This window comes from Tenebrionibacter intestinalis, assembly GCF_016632365.1.
In the GTDB taxonomy this organism is placed as follows: domain Bacteria; phylum Pseudomonadota; class Gammaproteobacteria; order Enterobacterales; family Enterobacteriaceae; genus Tenebrionibacter; species Tenebrionibacter intestinalis.
On the sequence record NZ_JAEPBH010000013.1, the window covers coordinates 73,003 to 90,727 of the forward strand.

Below are 17,725 nucleotides of genomic sequence, written 5' to 3' on the forward strand. Positions count from 1 at the left end.
TCAGCCGCCGCGTGACCGGGCCAGCATCGCGCGGATATTCGCAACGTTAGCCTGCCCTTTTTCCATCCGCTCCTGGGCCGTTATCACTTTACGTTCCTGTTCCCACTGCACATCATCCTGCGGTAGTTCCAGTAAAAAACGGCTCGGCTCCGGGCGCACCAGCTCACCATACTGGCGCCGCTCTTTACACAGCGTAAACGTTAATTCCTTTTGCGCCCGGGTAATCCCCACATAGGCAAGACGGCGTTCTTCATCAATGTTATCTTCATCGATACTGCTCTGATGCGGCAAAAGCCCCTCTTCCATACCTACAAGATAGACATAAGGAAACTCCAGACCTTTCGATGCATGCAGCGTCATCAATTGTACCTGATCCGCATCTTCATCGCTTTCGCCACGCTCCATCATGTCGCGCAGCGTAAAGCGCGTCACAACCTGAGTCAGCGTCATTGGCTCATCCAGTTCGCTCCCTTCGAGCATTTCGCTCATCCAGCTAAACAACAGGTTGACGTTTTTCATACGCATTTCTGCGGCTTTTGGGCTGGTAGAGGTTTCATATAGCCAGGATTCGTAATCAATGCCGCGAATCATATCGCGCACCGCCGCCACCGGCTCACGCTCCGCCTGATGGGCAATATCGCCCAGCCAGGCAGTAAAGCGCTGCAACGCATCAAGCCCGCGCCCGGTCAGAGTCTGGCTCAATCCCAGATCGAAGCTGGCGGCAAACAAACTTTTGTTGCGTTGCGTCGCCCACTCACCCAATTTTTGCAATGTTGCAGGGCCAATTTCACGCCGCGGCGTATTCACAATACGCAAAAACGCGCTATCGTCATCCGGGTTAGTTAATATCCGCAAATAAGCCAGCAGATCTTTGATTTCCGGGCGTGAAAAGAACGAGGTTCCTCCGGAGATACGGTACGGAATGCGGTTTTGCATCAGCAATTTTTCAAATACCCGGGACTGATGGTTGCCGCGATACAAAATGGCGTAATCTTTATACTGCGTTTTATTGATAAAGTGATGGGCGATAAGCTCGCCGGTTACCCGCTCTGCCTCGTGTTCTTCGTGGTTTGCCATTAATACTTTTAACTCAGCCCCGTAGCCCAGCTCACTGAACAGGCGCTTTTCAAATACGTGAGGGTTATTGGCAATCAAAATGTTAGCCGCTTTCAGAATGCGGCCCGAAGATCGATAGTTCTGCTCCAGTTTGATAACGCGCAGCGCCGGAAAATCCTGACTTAACTGCACCAGGTTTTGCGGCCGCGCGCCGCGCCAGGAATAGATAGACTGATCGTCGTCGCCAACGACCGTGAAACGCGCCCGCGCGCCCGCCAGCAGTTTCACCAGCATATACTGGCTGGTATTGGTGTCCTGGTATTCATCCACCAACAGGTAACGTATGCGGCCTTGCCAACGTTCGCGCGCCGCTTCATTGCGCTGTAGCAGCAGCGTCGGCAGCATAATCAGATCGTCGAAATCGAGCACATTACAGGCTTTGAGATGCGCATCGTAGAGCGCATAGCAATGAGCGAACTGCCGTTCTCGCTCTCCCTGCGCCCGCGCTGCGGCCAGCGGCGGCGGCGTCAGATCGTTTTTCCAGTTCGAGATCGTTGAGATTAGCTGCTGAAGAAGCTCCTTATCCTGCTCCAGCCACTCATCAGTCAGCTCTCTGAGCAGCGCCAGTTGATCGGTATCATCGAACAGGGAGAAATTGGCTTTCATGCCCAGCGCGTTATACTCACGCTTAATGATATCCAGCCCCAGCGTATGGAACGTGGAAATCATTAATCCACGCGCCTCCTTGCGCCCCAGCGTCTGGGCCACGCGCTCTTTCATTTCTCGCGCCGCTTTATTGGTAAACGTTACTGCGGCAATATGGCGCGCCTGATAGCCGCAGCTATGAATCAGATGAGCGATTTTATTAGTAATAACGCGCGTTTTACCTGAACCGGCACCGGCCAGCACCAGGCAGGGGCCGGTAACGAATTCGACGGCTTCTTGTTGGGCGGTATTCAGACGCATAGCAACCTGCCAGGACGAGGAACGGGGCCTGGATTGTAGCAAAAGCAAACCTGAGAATTAACGCAGTTTGCACTGCCAAATGCTAAGTGGCTGAGGGCACAATAGTAATTTTTTCACAGGCACAATCCTGCTCAAAACAGCCGTCACACCAGATGTTCTGCTAAAAACCAAAGCTGGCGTGCGGGAAATGATGACAACGCAGGAAAAGGCGCTGGCCTTGTTTACCTGGAAAAGCGCTATTCCCGCCCCCTCAGGCCATAGCGGCGGCGAAACCGGCGAAATCAAAGGTGAAACGATGGGCGGCCCGATTTTTGGCCGTCCACAGCCCAGGCTTTATGAGCCGGTAATCGCCCAGCTTAGCTGGCGCAATCACAAAGCGCCGCAACGGCGAGAGTCCATGCTACTATTGCGAAACTCACTTTTTTTCGAGGCGTCAACATGGCTAAAACAGCGGCAGCGCTGCACATACTGGTAAAAGAAGAGAAGCTGGCACTGGAGCTTCTGGAGCAAATTAAAAACGGCGGCGATTTTGCAAAGCTTGCAAAAAAACACTCTATCTGCCCCTCAGGCAAAAGAGGCGGTGATTTAGGCGAATTTAAACAGGGGCAGATGGTGCCGGCGTTCGATAAAGTTGTCTTCTCCTGCCCGGTACTTGAGCCAACTGGCCCGCTACATACGCAGTTTGGTTATCACATCATCAAAGTTCTCTACCGTAAGTAATCATATTGCCTGTTTTAATCAATGATAAAAGCAGGCACAATAAATTCTTTATCATATAAGTATATCCAACTCCAGAAACCCAGCGCTATAAGGTATTTAATATCTGTTTGTTTAGCGTTCCGCTTAATTTCACCAACGCTTTGTAAACCAAGCTTAATTTAACCTGAAAACCGTTTACTTTCCGCTTCGTTATAAATACAGGTGCGATAATCCTCTTGAAATAGCGTTATTCACTACTAGACTTTAAAAAATTAAACAGCAGTAATGCCAGGAAAGAAAAATCTATTTTGTGGGGACGAAATTATGCAGCAGGATAAACCCGTAAAGAAATCTGTCGACCCTGTTATCGATCAAAAAATCATTAAGCCCAACCGGCCTAAATGGTTACTGTGGTTACTTTTATTAGTGGCCGCTCTTTTAATTTTCCTGTGGGCTTACCCGCGAGATCGAAGCGAGACGTCCGCCATTAACAACGCTGACCAGGCCGCTACTCAGCCTGTAGCATCTGATGTCAATACAGGCAACCCCATAGACGCGTTAAATGCCTGGTTCAATGGCGACAGAAGCCGTGACAGCCAGTGGCTTATTCTCGATAGCCTGAGTTTTAATTCCGGTAGCGCAACGCCGTCTGTGAATAATGCCGATCAACTGCAAAAAATTGCCGATATCCTTAACCAATATCCTGACAGCAGGGCGCTAATCCGCGGTTTTGCAGACGCCACAGGCCCGCAGGAGTTGAATAATAAACTATCGGCCGAGCGCGCTGGTGCGGTAAAAAGCTGGCTTGTTCAGCACAACGTAAAAGATACGCGTCTGAGTATTGATGGCCAGGGGGATGCAAAACCGGTCGCCAGCAATGCAACGGAACAAGGGCGTGAAATGAACCGCCGCGTAGCTATTAAAATGCTGTCTAATAACGCCGGGGGCTAACTCCATGACGGACAATGAACGTCCGCATCCCACGGATAATGAGGATAATACGCCACAGGTTCAGCGTATCCCTGTTTATAACGAAAAAGTACAGATTGATAAAGAAACGGTATGCCACGGCAAGGTGATAGTCAAACGCAACACGCTTCGCCAACAGGTAACCGTTTCTGAAAATATCTCACATCAGGACGCAATTATAGAAGTCGTCCCGATAGGAAAATATGTTGACAGTATACCTCAGCACACAGAAAACGATGATGTCATCGTTATTCCTGTATATGAAGAGCATACCCAGATCGTTAAGCGAGTTTATCTCAAAGAAGAGATAAGAATCACGAAAAAGAAAACTGTACATCCTTTTGAGCAACTGGTTGAAGTTAAACAGCAGGTTATTTCCGTAACCCGTGAAAAAAAGTGAGGTAGTATGTCCAGCGAAAAAATTGTAACTTTATTCGACACGCTTGAACACGCCAAAGCGGCCGAACGTAATCTGCTCAAAGCCGGGTTTAATGAAGATGATATGAGTATTATCGAAAGCCAGCATATCAAAGATTATGAGGCAAACAACAAAGATGTCAGTATCTGGAAAAGGCTATTCGGAAATGATGTAGATGATGAATACGCGGCTATCTATAGCGATGCCGTACGCACTAATGGCGCAGTCCTGTCGATGAAAGTTAAAGACGAAGACGAGCAGGCAACCGCACTCGCCATTCTGAATCGCCACCAGGTAGTGGATGTATCACAGCGCCAGCTTCAGCAGACGCCGCCGGCAGGCGATACCGCACTTGCGCCGACTGAAAAACGCGATACGCTGACAAGCGGTGATAAAAAAGTCGATACCACGTCCGGCGTAGCGAAAACGGATCGCCCCTGGCTTACGGGTAATGAAACAAAAGATGAAATTCTACGTCTGGCCAAAGAAGAGCTGGAAATTGGTAAAAGACTGGTAAAAGAAGGAACGACCCGCATCAGGCGCTATGTTACTGAAGAAAATGTCTCCCGAACAATTAATCTGCGCGAACAGCATGCAGAAATATTGCGCCAGGCGGTTAACAAACCGGTTACGGACAAAGATGTCGACTGGAGCGATAAGGAGATTGTGATTGATGAAATGGCCGAAAAACCGGTTGTCAGTAAGTCAGTCCATATCACTGAAGAGGTTGCAGTGAAAAAAGCGAATACCGATCGCGAGGAAAAAGTTACGGATACGGTTCGCCAGCAGCATGTCGATATCGAGCGCAACGATACAAAAGAGAAAAAAAACGATCTGCCTAAACCCTAGCGGTTTGCTGTTGTGCCCGATTGCCGCAAAAGAACAGGCACTGAGAGTATCAGTGCCCGTTTTGTTTTACTGCTTATCGCGCAAGCGGATGAATATCGCCGCCAGCAGCGGTTCAGCCTGCTACAGCAATACGCTTCATATCCGTCATATAGCCGCGTAATTTTTTACCGACCTGTTCAATAGCGTGGCTGCGGATAGCTTCGTTCACATCGCGCAGTTGCGCGTTATCCACGGCGCCTTCAGCCATCGCCTTACCCAAATCGCCCGGCTGCAGTTGCGCCATAAACGCTTTGAGCAAAGGCACGCAGGCATAAGAGAAAAGGTAGTTACCATATTCTGCGGTATCAGAGATAACCACGTTCATTTCATACAGGCGTTTACGTGCGATAGTATTAGCAATCAGCGGCAGCTCGTGCAGTGATTCATAGTAAGCTGATTCTTCGATAATGCCGGAATCGACCATCGTTTCGAATGCCAGCTCCACACCCGCTTTTACCATTGCAATCATCAGCACGCCCTTGTCGAAGTACTCCTGCTCACTGATTTTGACATCACTTTGCGGCGCGGTTTCAAACGCAGTTTTACCGGTTTCCTCACGCCAGGTCAGCAGTTTCTTATCATCATTGGCCCAGTCGGCCATCATGCCCGCAGAGAATTCACCGGAAATGATATCATCCATATGCTTCTGGAACAGCGGCGCCATGATTTCTTTAAGCTGCTCGGATAGCGCATAAGCGCGCAATTTTGCCGGATTAGATAGCCTGTCCATCATCAGCGTAATGCCGCCCTGCTTCAGCGCTTCGGTTATCGTTTCCCAGCCAAACTGAATCAGTTTTTCAGCGTATGCCGGATCGTCGCCATCCGCCACCAGCTTGTCAAAGCACAGCAGAGAACCTGCCTGTAGCATGCCGCACAGGATAGTCTGCTCTCCCATCAGGTCGGATTTCACTTCTGCGACAAATGAGGACTCCAGAACGCCTGCGCGATGGCCGCCGGTGGCCGCAGCCCAGGCTTTTGCAATAGCCATCCCTTCGCCTTTCGGATCGTTTTCCGGATGTACGGCGATAAGCGTCGGGACACCGAAACCACGCTTGTATTCTTCACGCACTTCCGTACCCGGGCATTTTGGCGCCACCATCACAACGGTAATGTCTTTACGAATTTGCTCGCCGACTTCAACAATATTGAAACCGTGAGAATAACCAAGCGCGGCGCCATCCTTCATCATCGGCTGTACGGCGCGTACCACGTCAGAGTGCTGTTTATCTGGCGTCAGGTTAACGACCAGGTCAGCCTGAGGAATCAGCTCTTCATAAGTGCCGACTTTAAAACCGTTTTCCGTTGCTTTGCGCCAGGAAGCGCGCTTTTCAGAAATCGCTTGCGCACGCAGCGCATAAGACACGTCCAGACCAGAGTCACGCATGTTTAACCCCTGGTTCAACCCCTGAGCGCCACAACCGACAATAACGACTTTTTTACCTTTCAGGTAGCTTGCGCCGTCGGCAAATTCGTCACGCGCCATAAAGCGACATTTACCCAATTGCGCCAGTTGCTGACGCAGATTCAATGTATTGAAATAGTTAGCCATGTAATACTCCGTCGTGCGTGATGCGTTCGTTAATATGCAGCGCCCGGCTGCCTGATTACATCCACTATATGACAGGAAACCTGTTGCGCAAATTGATATATTAACAATATCGTGTTGCAGATCACGCAACGTAAAAACGGAGCACAATACCGTGGATATACGCGACCTGAAGATGTTTCTGCACCTGGCCGAGAGTCGCCACTTCGGGCGCAGCGCACGCGCCATGCATGTCAGCCCCTCAACCCTGTCGCGACAGATTCAACGCCTGGAAGAAGATTTAGGGCAGCCGTTGTTTATTCGTGATAATCGCACGGTAGTGCTAACCGAGGCCGGAGAGGAGTTACGCCTGTTCGCTCAGCAGACATTGCTACAGTACCAGCAACTACGCCACGCCATTGACCAGCGTGGCCCGTCACTTTCCGGCGAGCTTCATCTCTTTTGCTCCGTTACCGCAGCCTATAGCCATTTGCCGCCGATTCTTGATCGATTTCGCGTCGAGCACCCGTCTGTCGAAATTAAGCTTACTACCGGCGACGCCGCCGACGCCGTCGAAAAAACGCTCTCCGGCGAAGCGGATATTGCTATTGCAGGCAAGCCGGAAACCCTACCTGCCGCGGTCGCATTCTCGATGTTGGATAATCTGTCGGTTGTTATGATAGCGCCTGCGCTTCCCTGCCCTGTGCGTAGCCAGGTAAACCAACTCTTACCAGACTGGCAAAACATTCCGTTTATCCTTCCGGATCAGGGGCCGGTACGACGGCGTATAGAACGGTGGTTTCGACATCAGCGCATTACAAATCCGTTTATTTACGCCACCGTCGGCGGCCATGAAGCAATGGTATCAATGGTCGCGCTCGGCTGCGGCGTTGCGCTCATTCCTGAAGTCGTACTGGAAAACAGCCCGGAGCCGGTAAGAAACCGCGTGACAATTCTTGATCGCAGTGATGAAAAAGCGCCGTTCGAGCTTGGCGTCTGCGCACAAAAAAAGCGGCTGCATGAGCCGCTTATTGAGGCATTCTGGAAACTACTGCCCGGCCAGCGCTAACCGGCCAGGAAGAAGCGAAATGCCGGGTTGCTGGTTTCTTCATGACAGTCATAACCCAGCTCGTGCAAACGCGTTTCAAAGCCGGGTTCATGCTCATCAAGCTCAAACGCCGCCAGCACGCGCCCGTAGTCGGTGCCGTGGCTACGGTAATGAAACAGCGTGATATTCCAGTACGCCCCCAGCGTTTGCAGAAATTTCAGCAACGCGCCGGGAGATTCAGGAAATTCAAAGCTAAACAGCCGCTCGCGCAGCGGCTGCGATGGACGTCCGCCGACCATATAGCGCACGTGTAGTTTGGCCATCTCGTCATCTGACAGATCCACTACGCTGTAGCCGCCCTCACTGAGCAAATGAATAATCTCCTGGCGCTCTTGCGGGCCGCGGCTTAGCCGCACGCCCACGAAAATACAGGCCGATTTCGCATCTGCAAAGCGATAGTTGAATTCGGTGACCGAACGCCCGCCAAGCAACTGACAAAACGTCAGGAAGCTGCCTTTTACTTCAGGAATGGTAACAGCCAGCAACGCCTCACGCTGTTCGCCCAGTTCACAGCGCTCAGAAACATAGCGCAGCCCGTGGAAATTAACGTTCGCCCCGGACAATACGTGCGCCAGACGCTCGCCGCGAATGTTGTGCTGCTGTACGTATTTCTTCATACCCGCCAGCGCCAGCGCGCCGGAAGGTTCCGCTACCGCACGGACATCTTCAAAGATGTCTTTCATGGCCGCACAGATGGCGTCGCTGTCAACGGTGACGACATCATCAATCCAGGCGCGACACAGACGGAAACACTCGTCGCCAATGCGCTTTACCGCGACACCTTCGGCAAACAGCCCAACGCGCGGCAGATCGACCGGCTCGCCCGCCTCCAGCGCCGCCCGCAGGCAAGCTGAATCCTCAGATTCTACGGCTATGACTTTGATCTGCGGCATAAGCTGCTTAATCAATACCGCAACGCCCGCCGCCAGCCCGCCGCCGCCGACCGGGACAAAAATACGGTCAATATGCGCATCCTGCTGAAGCAGCTCAAGCGCCAGCGTGCCCTGGCCGGCAATCACTGCCGGGTGGTCGAACGGCGGCACGTAGGTATACCCTTGTTGTCCGGAAAGCTCGACGGCACGCGCCTTTGCCTCATCAAAATTGGCGCCGTAGAGCAAAACTTCGCCGCCAAAGCCGCGAACGGCATCAACTTTGATATCTGCGGTACTGACCGGCATCACAATCAGGGCGTTTACGCCCAGGCGACTTGCAGAAAGCGCCACGCCTTGCGCATGATTACCTGCCGACGCCGTAACGACCCCACGCGCCTTTTGCTCCGCCGACAGCCCGGCTAACATGGCATACGCGCCGCGTAGCTTAAAGCTATGCACAGGCTGGCGGTCTTCACGCTTTACCAGCACAACATTATCCAGCCGCGTGGAAAGTTTATCCATGCGTTCCAGCGGCGTCACCTGTGCGACTTCATAAACAGGCGAACGCAGCACCGCCCGGAGGTATTCCGCTCCATCCGGCGCGGATGAAAGAGGCTGTGGCACGCTCATTGTCATCCTCCCAGTTTCGATTTATCGCGCACCGCGCCCTTATCAGCGCTGGTTGCAAGGCTTGCATAAGCGCGCAGCGCAAAAGAAACGTCGCGCTGACGGTTGCGCGGCGTCCAGGCCTGCGCGCCGCGCGCATCCTGCGCTTCACGGCGTGCCGCCAGTTCGCGGTCACTCACGTCAAGCTGAATGCCGCGGTTCGGAATATCAATAGAAATCATATCGCCGTCTTCAATCAGGCCAATGCTCCCGCCATTAGCCGCCTCCGGGGATACATGTCCAATCGATAAACCAGAAGTGCCGCCGGAAAAACGCCCGTCGGTAATAAGCGCGCAGGTTTTACCCAGCCCCATAGATTTAAGGAACGTGGTCGGATAGAGCATCTCCTGCATTCCCGGCCCGCCTTTTGGCCCTTCATAACGAATCACCACCACGTCGCCTGCCACCACTTTTCCGCCAAGAATAGCGTCTACCGCCTCATCCTGGCTTTCATAGACTTTTGCCGGGCCACGAAATTTAAGGATGCTGTCGTCAACGCCTGCGGTCTTCACAATGCAGCCGTTTTCAGCAACGTTGCCATACAGAACGGCAAGCCCGCCGTCCTGGCTATAGGCGTGCGCCTGCGAGCGTATGCAGCCGTCTGCGCGATCGGTATCCAGCGTATCCCAGCGACACGCCTGTGAAAACGCCTCTGTGGTGCGAATACCGGCTGGCCCGGCCGAATACATGCGCTTCACGCCAGCGTCGTCGGTAAGCATAATGTCATACTGTGAAAGCGTTTGCGCCAGCGTCAGGCCAAGCACATTTTTCACATCGCGATTGAGCAACCCTGCGCGATCAAGTTCGCCAAGAATACCCATCACGCCGCCGGCGCGGTGAACATCCTCCATATGATACTTCTGCGTACTGGGCGCGACTTTACATAGCTGCGGCACTTTACGGGACAGGCGGTCAATATCGTTCATCGTGAAATCGATTTCCGCCTCCTGCGCCGCAGCCAGCAGGTGCAGCACAGTATTAGTCGAACCGCCCATCGCAATATCCAGCGTCATAGCGTTTTCAAATGCTGCTTTGCTGGCAATGCTGCGCGGTAGCGCGCTGGCGTCATCCTGCTCATACCAACGCTTAGTGAGTTCAACAATACGTTTGCCCGCGTTCATAAACAGCACTTTACGATCCGCATGGGTCGCCAGCAGCGAGCCGTTGCCCGGCTGCGAAAGGCCCAGCGCTTCAGTCAGGCAATTCATGGAATTCGCAGTAAACATCCCGGAGCAGGACCCGCAGGTTGGGCAGGCGGAGCGTTCTACCTGGTCGCTTTGCTCATCGCTGACGTGCGGATTAGCCCCCTGAATCATGGCATCCACCAGATCCAGTTTAATTAACTGGTCAGACAGTTTAGTTTTGCCGGCTTCCATCGGGCCGCCGGATACAAAAATCACCGGAATATTGAGACGCAGCGAGGCCATCAGCATCCCTGGGGTAATTTTGTCGCAGTTGGAAATACACACCATAGCGTCGGCACAGTGGGCATTCACCATATATTCGACCGAATCAGCAATCAGCTCACGCGACGGCAGAGAATAAAGCATGCCCCCGTGGCCCATCGCAATACCATCGTCCACGGCAATGGTATTGAACTCTTTCGCGACCCCGCCCGCGGCCTCAATCTGCTCAGCAACCAGTTTGCCCAGCTCACGCAGGTGTACATGGCCCGGTACAAACTGGGTAAAAGAGTTGACGACTGCAATGATTGGTTTACCGAAATCGGCGTCGGTCATTCCGGTTGCGCGCCACAGCGCGCGGGCACCCGCCATATTACGACCGTGCGTGGTCGTGGCGGAACGGTACTTAGGCATGCTCTGTTTACTCCCGTCTGTCTGTTTTACCGGTATACTCAGGGCCGCAGGCGCGCTTAGTCGGCGTTATTAACCGCACAGGCTATAAAGTATTTGCCTTTTTCCTGCGCCCCGTATGTTGCCGGAGAGGTATTTATTATTTATTTACTGGATCCAGCCAGCCCCATTTATCCTGGGTTTCGCCGGTAAACAGGCCAAAAAACGCCTGCTGAATACGTTTGGTTACCGGGCCGCAGCGGCCTGCGCCAACCTGAATTCCATCAACGCTGCGCACCGGCGTAATTTCTGCCGCCGTACCAGACATGAACACTTCATCGGCCAGATAAAGCGACTCACGCGAAAGCACCTGTTCGCGCACGTCAATCCCCAGGTCTTTCGCAAGCGTAATAATGGCGTCCCGTGTAATACCAGGCAGCGCTGAAGACGTAAAAGGCGGTGTAAACAGCACGCCATCTTTTACCTCAAACAGGTTTTCGCCTGCGCCTTCTGACAGGTAGCCGTTTACATCCAGCGCAATACCTTCCTGATAGCCGTGGCGACGCGCTTCGCTGCCTACCAGCAGCGAAGAAAGATAATTTCCCCCTGCTTTGGCAGCCGTCGGAATAGTATTTGGCGCGGCGCGATTCCAGGAAGAGACCATTGCATCAATCCCCTCATCCAACGCTTCCGCGCCCAAATAAGCGCCCCACGGGAAAGCGGCGATAATAACGTCGGTCTGATAGCCCGCTGGCGGGTTAACGCCCATGCCGACATCGCCTACGAAAACCAGCGGGCGAATATACGCGCTGGTCAGGTTATTCTTGCGCAGCACCGCACGGCACGCTTCCATTAACTCTTCAACGCTCCGGGAAACCGGGAAGCGATAAATTTTGGCTGAATCATGCAGGCGCTGCATGTGTTCACGATGGCGGAACACCACCGGGCCTTGATGAGAGTCATAGCAACGAATCCCTTCAAACACAGACGTGCCATAATGCAGCGCGTGCGACATAACGTGAACTTTGGCTTCTTCCCACGCAATCATGTCACCATTAAACCAAATGTAATCGGCTTTTTTAGTCGTCATTCTTTATCTTCCTGTTGCGCTCTCAGGCGCGGATTTGTTGCGATGTAAGTTGCTGGACTTCGACATGAGCGACATCCACCAGTTTGCTTAACTGACTAAACAGTAATTCGACCGGGCGGGGGCTGGCAACGGTCATTTCGATATTAATATCATCAGTGCCGGGCGTGGCTTCCATATTCACAGAACAAATCTGAAAACCGCGGTGGCGAACCACGCGTAAAACGCGTTCCAGCGTTTCCGGGCGCATACGCGCCTGCACGGCAAGTTGATGTTGCATCATGATACTTTCTCCAGCATTTGAGAATTGCTGGCGCCAGGCGGCACCAGAGGCCAGACGTTTTCAAGCTCATCAATGGAGACATGCAGCAGGTATGGCCCTTTGCTGTTGAGCAAGGTCTCTAATGCCGCTTCCACCTGGTCCTTACGGGTTATACGCTGGCCGGGAATGCCAAAGGCGCTGACCAGAGTAAGAAAATCGGGGTTATCGGAAAGATTGGTTTCACTGTAGCGTTCATTAAAAAACAACTGCTGCCACTGACGAACCATCCCTAAACGCTGGTTATCGAGCAGCACAATTTTCAACGGCAATTGTTTTCGTTTAACGGTGCCCAGTTCCTGAATATTCATCATAAACGAACCGTCGCCGGTAATGCAGATAACCATATCATCAGGGCGCGCCACCTGGGCTCCTACGGCTGCGGGCAGGCCAAACCCCATCGTACCGAGACCGCTGGAGGTGATGAAGTTTTCTGGTCGGCTAAAAGCCATGTGTTGCGCAGCCCACATCTGATGCTGGCCGACATCCGTCGTTACTATGCTATTAGCAGGTTTACGCTCAGATAGCTGTTTAAGCAGCAGTGGCGCAAATATGGCGTCGCCGGGATGATCGTAACGCCAGCCGCCCTCTTCGCGCATATGCGCAATCTGCTTGCGCCAGGCGCCAATTTCCAGCGGTTGCTGCAAGGCGGGCAAAATGGCCTTCAGATCCCCGCACAAGCTGACATTAGCCTTGCGCAACTTGCTCATCTCCGCCGGATCGACGTCCATATGAATAACATTTGCGCCAGGCGCAAACGTATCGAGTTTGCCCGTAACGCGATCGTCAAAGCGCGCGCCAATAGCAATAAGCAGATCGCACTGCTGAACTGCCAGATTCGCCGCTTTGTTACCGTGCATGCCAAGCATGCCGAGATAGCCCGCGTCCTCTGAATCCGCAGCGCCCAGCCCTTTCAACGTACAGGTGGCGGGTATTTGCGTAACGCGTATAAACTCGCGCAATGCCGTAACCGCCTGCGCCATCCCTACTCCACCGCCAATATACAGCACCGGACGATGCGCATGGGCCAGCATATCGCGCGCCTGCTGAATGTGCGCCAGAGGCAGCGGTTCATCTTCCGTAACGGCGCTCAGGAAAGGTTCGGGGTCGCCTTCCATCAACTGTATATCTTTGGGGATATCGACCAATACCGGCCCGGGGCGACCTGATTGCGCAATTTCAAATGCTTCAGCCATGATGCGCGGCAGCTCGTTAAGCGATTCGACCAAAAAGCTATGCTTGGTGCAGGCCAGAGAAAGGCCCAGAACGTCTACCTCCTGAAAAGCATCTGTACCGATAAACGGCGCCGCAACCTGACCTGTGATAGCCACGATGGGGATGGAATCCAAAAAGGCGTCAGCAAGCCCGGTAATAAGGTTGGTGGCGCCTGGCCCGGATGTTGCGATACATACGCCCGTTTTGCCGGTCGCGCGAGCAAACCCAATGGCTGCCATCGCTGCGCCCTGCTCATGACGGCACAGTAGATGTTCCACACCGCCGTCATACAACGCATCGTAGACCGGCATTATCGCTCCGCCAGGATAACCAAAAACTTTTTCAATACCCTGCGCTCGCAACGCATGTACTACCCACTGTGCTCCTGTCATAGTTATTCTCCTGCCTCAGCCGGGCAAAAACAGCATTTTGTTCTGCAATACATATTCTGCTCCTTGATTCAATGTACGCGGCCTAACAAAAAACCCCCGGACCTTTCGGTGCGGGGGTTTTTTCCGATTCAGACTTGATTTTTAAGCCTTTCCTCTCCTTAGCGCAGCCCCACACGGTGGATTAATAATCACCACCACGCTAATCACAACCAGGCTAATCACTAGTAGAAGGGCTTTCATTTGAAATTCGTGCTTTCGTCTCGTTCGAAGTAATGACTACAGAGTTATCACAGTGAGTAAAGCAAAGACAAGTTTTTTTTAATTAAACTTCCCTGGCTGGATAGTAAAAGGGATTTAATTGCTTTAATTTTCAATTGGATAATATAAAACCAGGAACTTTCACACTTAAACCAGGAACGAGCCTAAGCGAGATAATTTTCAAATTTAACGATTCTCTGCGAACAACGTCGAAAAAGTCATGAAAAAGGAACAATACTCACAAAAAATCGGGAATGCCGCTTCCTGAAATTATTTTCTGCTCTTTCTGACGAGGCGAATGAATGTCATTGTGGTCAAGTCGCAGGGAGGTGAAATGGCACTGGCAATTGTACATACGCGCGCAGCACTCGGGGTCAACGCGCCATTAATTACGGTGGAGGTACATATCAGCCAGGGTTTGCCCGGGCTGACAATAGTCGGTTTGCCGGAAACAACCGTAAAAGAGGCCAGAGATCGGGTACGCAGCGCTATTATTAATAGTGGATACACCTATCCGGCACGGAAAATCACAATTAACCTTGCGCCTGCCGATCTTCCAAAGGAAGGCGGCAGATATGATTTACCTATCGCTCTGGCGCTGCTGGCGGCCTCTGAGCAACTTTCAGCAGATAAACTGGCGCATTATGAATACATTGGCGAACTGGCTCTCACGGGCGCGCTGAGAGGCGTACCTGGCGCGATATCATCAGCGCTGGCTGCGCTGAAAGCAAAGCGGCAGGTTATTGTCGCTACTGAAAACGCTGAAGAAGTCAGCCTTATCCGACAGGAAGGTTGCTTTATCGCCCGTCAACTTACAGAAGTATGCGCTTTTCTTGAAGGCAGAGCAGCGTTACCCACTGCCCCAACGCCCCCCGCGTTACCACCTGTTATACGCGACGATCTGTCAGACGTTATCGGGCAATCTCAGGGCAAGCGCGCGCTGGAGATCGCTGCCGCAGGCGGCCACAACCTTTTATTACTTGGCCCGCCCGGTACAGGCAAAACCATGCTTGCGGTACGACTCGGCGGCTTGCTGCCGCAGCTTACTGATGAAGAAGCGCTCGAAAGCGCCGCAATACTGAGTCTCGTGAACCCCCGACACGTAAAGCGGCAGTGGCGGCAACGGCCATTTCGCTCCCCACATCACAGCGCCTCGCTGGCGGCAATGGTTGGCGGAGGAACAATCCCTACGCCCGGTGAAATCTCTCTGGCTCATAACGGCGTGCTATTTCTGGATGAACTACCGGAGTTTGAAAAACGCGTGCTGGATGCGCTCAGAGAGCCTATCGAGTCTGGTGAGATACTTATTTCACGCACGCGGGCGAAAATTAGCTATCCCGCGCGCTTCCAGCTTATCGCCGCTATGAACCCCAGCCCTACGGGACATTATGAGGGTAATCACAACCGTAGCAGTCCTGAGCAGAATCTACGCTATCTTTCGCGGCTTTCCGGGCCTTTTCTTGACAGGTTCGATATGTCGCTTGAAATTCCGCTATTACCTCCCGGCACGCTTAGTCAACAACCAACCCGTGGCGAAACCAGCGCAGTAGTCAGAGCGCGCGTAGAAGCTGCGCATAAACGGCAATACCGCCGTCAGGGCGGGTTAAATGCCCGGCTCGATAACCGCAGCATACAGCGATTTTGTTTTCTTGATAAAAACGATGCCGGGTGGCTGGAACAGTCTTTAACACATCTGGGGCTTTCTGTACGCGCCTGGCAACGCCTGCTGAAAGTTGCCAGAACAATTGCAGATTTAGAAGAGCTTGAAACGATCCAGCGCCATCATTTACAGGAAGCGCTCAGCTATCGCGCTATCGACCGGCTGTTGATTTACTTAAGAGGGCTGTTGGGATAAAGAAGGGGGCCAAAAAGGCCCCCCATATTTTTTAATCATCGCTATCGGTATACTCTTCTACCGTATCCATCTGCGGCTTACCGCCGGATAAAGTATGAAAGCGACGCGGGCGTTTAATTCGCGCCATATACTTACTCCAGACGCGTTCTGCTTCCGTCACCGGATCGCGTTGTCCCCGGCAGACTTCAACGAACTGTTTCTCTTCTGCCGTGGATGGGTCACGCTTACCGAGATCGAGCTCATTAAAAGCAAAACCGTGACGCTCAAGCAACTGAGCCTCTTTGATGGTGAAATCACCATGACGAGAGAACCCACGCGGATAATGTTTATTGTCGAAAAATCGATTAGTCGTCGTAAAGCTTTCCGCCATCCTATACGCTCCTGATTCTCTTGGTCGAGCTATTTATGGCGCGGAGTATTAGTTACGCTTGACAGAGTGTAAAACAAAACATTTAAATCAATACGACAAATTTTTTTGGGGGAAAAGTTGTGGATACAGAATTGCTAAAAACCTTTCTGGAAGTTAGCAAAACGCGTCATTTTGGGCGTGCAGCCGAGGCGCTGTATCTCACTCAATCTGCCGTTAGCTTTCGTATAAGGCAGTTAGAAAATCAGCTCGGCGTAAATCTTTTCACCCGTCATCGAAATAATATCCGCCTTACATCTGCGGGCGAACGCCTGCTGCCTTATGCTGAAACGCTCATGAGCACGTGGCTAACCGCAAGAAAGGATGTTTCACAGGCGTTTCGACATAACGAATTTTCCATTGGCGCCAGCGCCTCAGTATGGGAGTGCATGCTCTCCGCCTGGCTCAGGCGCCTTTATTATGACCACAAGGGAATGCAGTTCGAGGCACGCATTGCCCAACGCCAGTCGCTGGTAAAGCAATTACACGAACGACGGTTGGATCTGCTTATCACAACTGAAGCGCCTAAGATGGATGAACTGGGCAGTCAAATTATTGGGCAGTTTAATCTTGCGCTGTATTGCATTGCGCCAGCGCGTTCAATGAGTGAACTTACCTATCTACGCCTGGAATGGGGCCAGGATTTTCAACAATACGAAACAGGGTTACTGTCCGCCGACGATGTGCCCGCGCTAACAACCAGTTCCGTTGAGATAGCCGCCCGGCTATTGCCTGCGCTTGAAGGCTGTACATGGCTACCAACCCATTGGGCAGAAAAGCATACCCATTTGGCTAAAGTAAACGATAGCCTGGAGATAACACGCCCGCTTTATGCGATATGGTTGCAAAACAGCGATAAGCTAAACCAGGTAAAAGCGATTATCAAAACGCCGCTTGTGGAATGAGGAAATGAGCAATACAGGGGAGGCCTGTAGCGTGAGGAACAATTGAGTCAGGCAAAAAAAATCCCTAGCGGATGCTAAGGATTATTTTCTGGCAGGGGCGGAGGGACTCGAACCCCCAACACCCGGTTTTGGAGACCGGTGCTCTACCAATTGAACTACGCCCCTAATTAGGGTGGCGGAACGGACGGGACTCGAACCCGCGACCCCCTGCGTGACAGGCAGGTATTCTAACCAACTGAACTACCGCTCCACCGAATTTTTTTACATCTTTCGGGTTGCCCCGTTTGACTGCTTCATGCGCAGTCTTTCAATTTGATGCCTGGCAGTT

Annotated in this window: 17 protein-coding genes and 2 tRNA genes; 8 read left to right on the top strand and 11 right to left on the bottom strand. The window is 52.4% G+C overall.

The genetic code is table 11. From position 1 onward, the window contains the following. Positions 1-2,022: a DNA helicase Rep gene (rep, locus tag JJB97_RS06665; protein WP_238713248.1), complete on the bottom strand. Its 2,022-nt coding sequence runs from the start codon at positions 2,020-2,022 to the stop codon at positions 1-3. A gap of 187 nt (positions 2,023-2,209) precedes the next feature. Between rep and JJB97_RS06670 the strand changes: the two genes are divergently transcribed. The 5 genes from JJB97_RS06670 to JJB97_RS06690 all read left to right on the top strand — a co-directional run bounded on the left by JJB97_RS06670 (position 2,210) and on the right by JJB97_RS06690 (position 4,957). After that, positions 2,210-2,497 (top strand): hypothetical protein, encoded by a 288-nt coding sequence (locus JJB97_RS06670; protein ID WP_238713249.1) that lies wholly within the window; start codon positions 2,210-2,212, stop codon positions 2,495-2,497. Next, a complete protein-coding gene (gene ppiC, locus JJB97_RS06675) occupies positions 2,461-2,742 on the top strand; it encodes a peptidylprolyl isomerase PpiC (protein WP_238713250.1) in 282 nt (93 codons plus the stop codon). The genes JJB97_RS06670 and ppiC overlap by 37 nt, the downstream gene beginning before the upstream one ends. A 303-nt stretch (positions 2,743-3,045) precedes the next feature. After that, positions 3,046-3,672: an OmpA family protein gene (locus tag JJB97_RS06680; protein WP_238713251.1), complete on the top strand. Its 627-nt coding sequence runs from the start codon at positions 3,046-3,048 to the stop codon at positions 3,670-3,672. Between the two features lie 4 nt (positions 3,673-3,676). Then, positions 3,677-4,090 (top strand): YsnF/AvaK domain-containing protein, encoded by a 414-nt coding sequence (locus tag JJB97_RS06685; protein WP_238713252.1) that lies wholly within the window; start codon positions 3,677-3,679, stop codon positions 4,088-4,090. A 6-nt stretch (positions 4,091-4,096) separates the two neighbouring features. Then, entirely contained in the window at positions 4,097-4,957 is an 861-nt protein-coding gene (locus JJB97_RS06690; protein ID WP_238713253.1) for a YsnF/AvaK domain-containing protein, read from the top strand. A 112-nt stretch (positions 4,958-5,069) separates the two neighbouring features. On the opposite strand, the gene ilvC is transcribed toward JJB97_RS06690, so the two are convergent. Then, positions 5,070-6,545, bottom strand: a complete 1,476-nt coding sequence (gene ilvC / locus JJB97_RS06695) for a ketol-acid reductoisomerase (RefSeq protein ID WP_238713254.1) — start codon at positions 6,543-6,545, stop codon at positions 5,070-5,072. Between the two features lie 151 nt (positions 6,546-6,696). Here ilvC and ilvY point away from each other — a divergent pair, with 151 nt between their 5' ends. Continuing rightward, positions 6,697-7,590 carry an HTH-type transcriptional activator IlvY gene (ilvY, locus tag JJB97_RS06700; RefSeq protein ID WP_238713255.1) on the top strand — a complete coding sequence of 298 codons (894 nt, stop codon included), beginning with the start codon at positions 6,697-6,699 and terminating at the stop codon, positions 7,588-7,590. On the opposite strand, the gene ilvA is transcribed toward ilvY, so the two are convergent. The 6 genes from ilvA to ilvL all read right to left on the bottom strand — a co-directional run bounded on the left by ilvA (position 7,587) and on the right by ilvL (position 14,213). Next, positions 7,587-9,131, bottom strand: a complete 1,545-nt coding sequence (gene ilvA / locus JJB97_RS06705) for a threonine ammonia-lyase, biosynthetic (RefSeq protein ID WP_238713256.1) — start codon at positions 9,129-9,131, stop codon at positions 7,587-7,589. The genes ilvY and ilvA overlap by 4 nt on opposite strands. Positions 9,132-9,133: 2 nt before the next feature. Further along, the gene (gene ilvD / locus JJB97_RS06710; protein WP_238713257.1) at positions 9,134-10,984 is read right to left on the bottom strand and encodes a dihydroxy-acid dehydratase; all 1,851 of its coding nucleotides are present in this window, start codon (positions 10,982-10,984) and stop codon (positions 9,134-9,136) included. 136 nt (positions 10,985-11,120) lie between these two features. Beyond that, positions 11,121-12,050 carry a branched-chain-amino-acid transaminase gene (gene ilvE, locus JJB97_RS06715; protein ID WP_238713258.1) on the bottom strand — a complete coding sequence of 310 codons (930 nt, stop codon included), beginning with the start codon at positions 12,048-12,050 and terminating at the stop codon, positions 11,121-11,123. Between the two features lie 22 nt (positions 12,051-12,072). Beyond that, positions 12,073-12,330 (bottom strand): acetolactate synthase 2 small subunit, encoded by a 258-nt coding sequence (ilvM, locus tag JJB97_RS06720; protein WP_238713259.1) that lies wholly within the window; start codon positions 12,328-12,330, stop codon positions 12,073-12,075. Then, a complete protein-coding gene (gene ilvG / locus JJB97_RS06725) occupies positions 12,327-13,973 on the bottom strand; it encodes an acetolactate synthase 2 catalytic subunit (RefSeq protein ID WP_238713260.1) in 1,647 nt (548 codons plus the stop codon). The genes ilvM and ilvG overlap by 4 nt, the downstream gene beginning before the upstream one ends. 141 nt (positions 13,974-14,114) lie before the next feature. Beyond that, positions 14,115-14,213 carry an ilv operon leader peptide gene (gene ilvL, locus JJB97_RS06730; protein ID WP_238713261.1) on the bottom strand — a complete coding sequence of 33 codons (99 nt, stop codon included), beginning with the start codon at positions 14,211-14,213 and terminating at the stop codon, positions 14,115-14,117. Positions 14,214-14,565: 352 nt separating this feature from the next. Between ilvL and JJB97_RS06735 the strand changes: the two genes are divergently transcribed. Continuing rightward, on the top strand, positions 14,566-16,086 hold the full coding sequence (locus tag JJB97_RS06735; protein ID WP_238713262.1) for a YifB family Mg chelatase-like AAA ATPase: 1,521 nt from the start codon (positions 14,566-14,568) through the stop codon (positions 16,084-16,086). A 31-nt stretch (positions 16,087-16,117) separates the two neighbouring features. Here JJB97_RS06735 and JJB97_RS06740 read toward each other — a convergent pair whose 3' ends face one another. Further along, complete coding sequence (locus tag JJB97_RS06740; RefSeq protein ID WP_238713263.1) at positions 16,118-16,456, bottom strand: DUF413 domain-containing protein; 339 nt, start codon at positions 16,454-16,456, stop codon at positions 16,118-16,120. A gap of 119 nt (positions 16,457-16,575) precedes the next feature. Here JJB97_RS06740 and hdfR point away from each other — a divergent pair, with 119 nt between their 5' ends. Continuing rightward, entirely contained in the window at positions 16,576-17,397 is an 822-nt protein-coding gene (hdfR, locus tag JJB97_RS06745; protein ID WP_238713264.1) for an HTH-type transcriptional regulator HdfR, read from the top strand. Between the two features lie 89 nt (positions 17,398-17,486). On the opposite strand, the gene JJB97_RS06750 is transcribed toward hdfR, so the two are convergent. Together JJB97_RS06750 and JJB97_RS06755 are read right to left on the bottom strand one after the other, a co-directional pair. Then, positions 17,487-17,562: transfer RNA gene (locus JJB97_RS06750), tRNA-Trp, on the bottom strand. An 8-nt stretch (positions 17,563-17,570) separates the two neighbouring features. Beyond that, positions 17,571-17,647 (bottom strand) — tRNA-Asp (locus tag JJB97_RS06755). Positions 17,648-17,725: the final 78 nt, after the last annotated feature.

Bases quoted from the DNA above. Each gene is read 5' to 3' on its own strand.
- rep (WP_238713248.1), bottom strand. From the start codon at position 2,022: ATGCGTCTGAATACCGCCCAACAAGAAGCCGTCGAATTCGTTACCGGC.
- JJB97_RS06670 (WP_238713249.1), top strand. From the start codon at position 2,210: ATGATGACAACGCAGGAAAAGGCGCTGGCCTTGTTTACCTGGAAAAGC.
- ppiC (WP_238713250.1), top strand. From the start codon at position 2,461: ATGGCTAAAACAGCGGCAGCGCTGCACATACTGGTAAAAGAAGAGAAG.
- JJB97_RS06680 (WP_238713251.1), top strand. From the start codon at position 3,046: ATGCAGCAGGATAAACCCGTAAAGAAATCTGTCGACCCTGTTATCGAT.
- JJB97_RS06685 (WP_238713252.1), top strand. From the start codon at position 3,677: ATGACGGACAATGAACGTCCGCATCCCACGGATAATGAGGATAATACG.
- JJB97_RS06690 (WP_238713253.1), top strand. From the start codon at position 4,097: ATGTCCAGCGAAAAAATTGTAACTTTATTCGACACGCTTGAACACGCC.
- ilvC (WP_238713254.1), bottom strand. From the start codon at position 6,545: ATGGCTAACTATTTCAATACATTGAATCTGCGTCAGCAACTGGCGCAA.
- ilvA (WP_238713256.1), bottom strand. From the start codon at position 9,131: ATGAGCGTGCCACAGCCTCTTTCATCCGCGCCGGATGGAGCGGAATAC.
- ilvD (WP_238713257.1), bottom strand. From the start codon at position 10,984: ATGCCTAAGTACCGTTCCGCCACGACCACGCACGGTCGTAATATGGCG.
- ilvE (WP_238713258.1), bottom strand. From the start codon at position 12,050: ATGACGACTAAAAAAGCCGATTACATTTGGTTTAATGGTGACATGATT.
- ilvM (WP_238713259.1), bottom strand. From the start codon at position 12,330: ATGATGCAACATCAACTTGCCGTGCAGGCGCGTATGCGCCCGGAAACG.
- ilvG (WP_238713260.1), bottom strand. From the start codon at position 13,973: ATGACAGGAGCACAGTGGGTAGTACATGCGTTGCGAGCGCAGGGTATT.
- ilvL (WP_238713261.1), bottom strand. From the start codon at position 14,213: ATGAAAGCCCTTCTACTAGTGATTAGCCTGGTTGTGATTAGCGTGGTG.
- JJB97_RS06735 (WP_238713262.1), top strand. From the start codon at position 14,566: ATGGCACTGGCAATTGTACATACGCGCGCAGCACTCGGGGTCAACGCG.
- JJB97_RS06740 (WP_238713263.1), bottom strand. From the start codon at position 16,456: ATGGCGGAAAGCTTTACGACGACTAATCGATTTTTCGACAATAAACAT.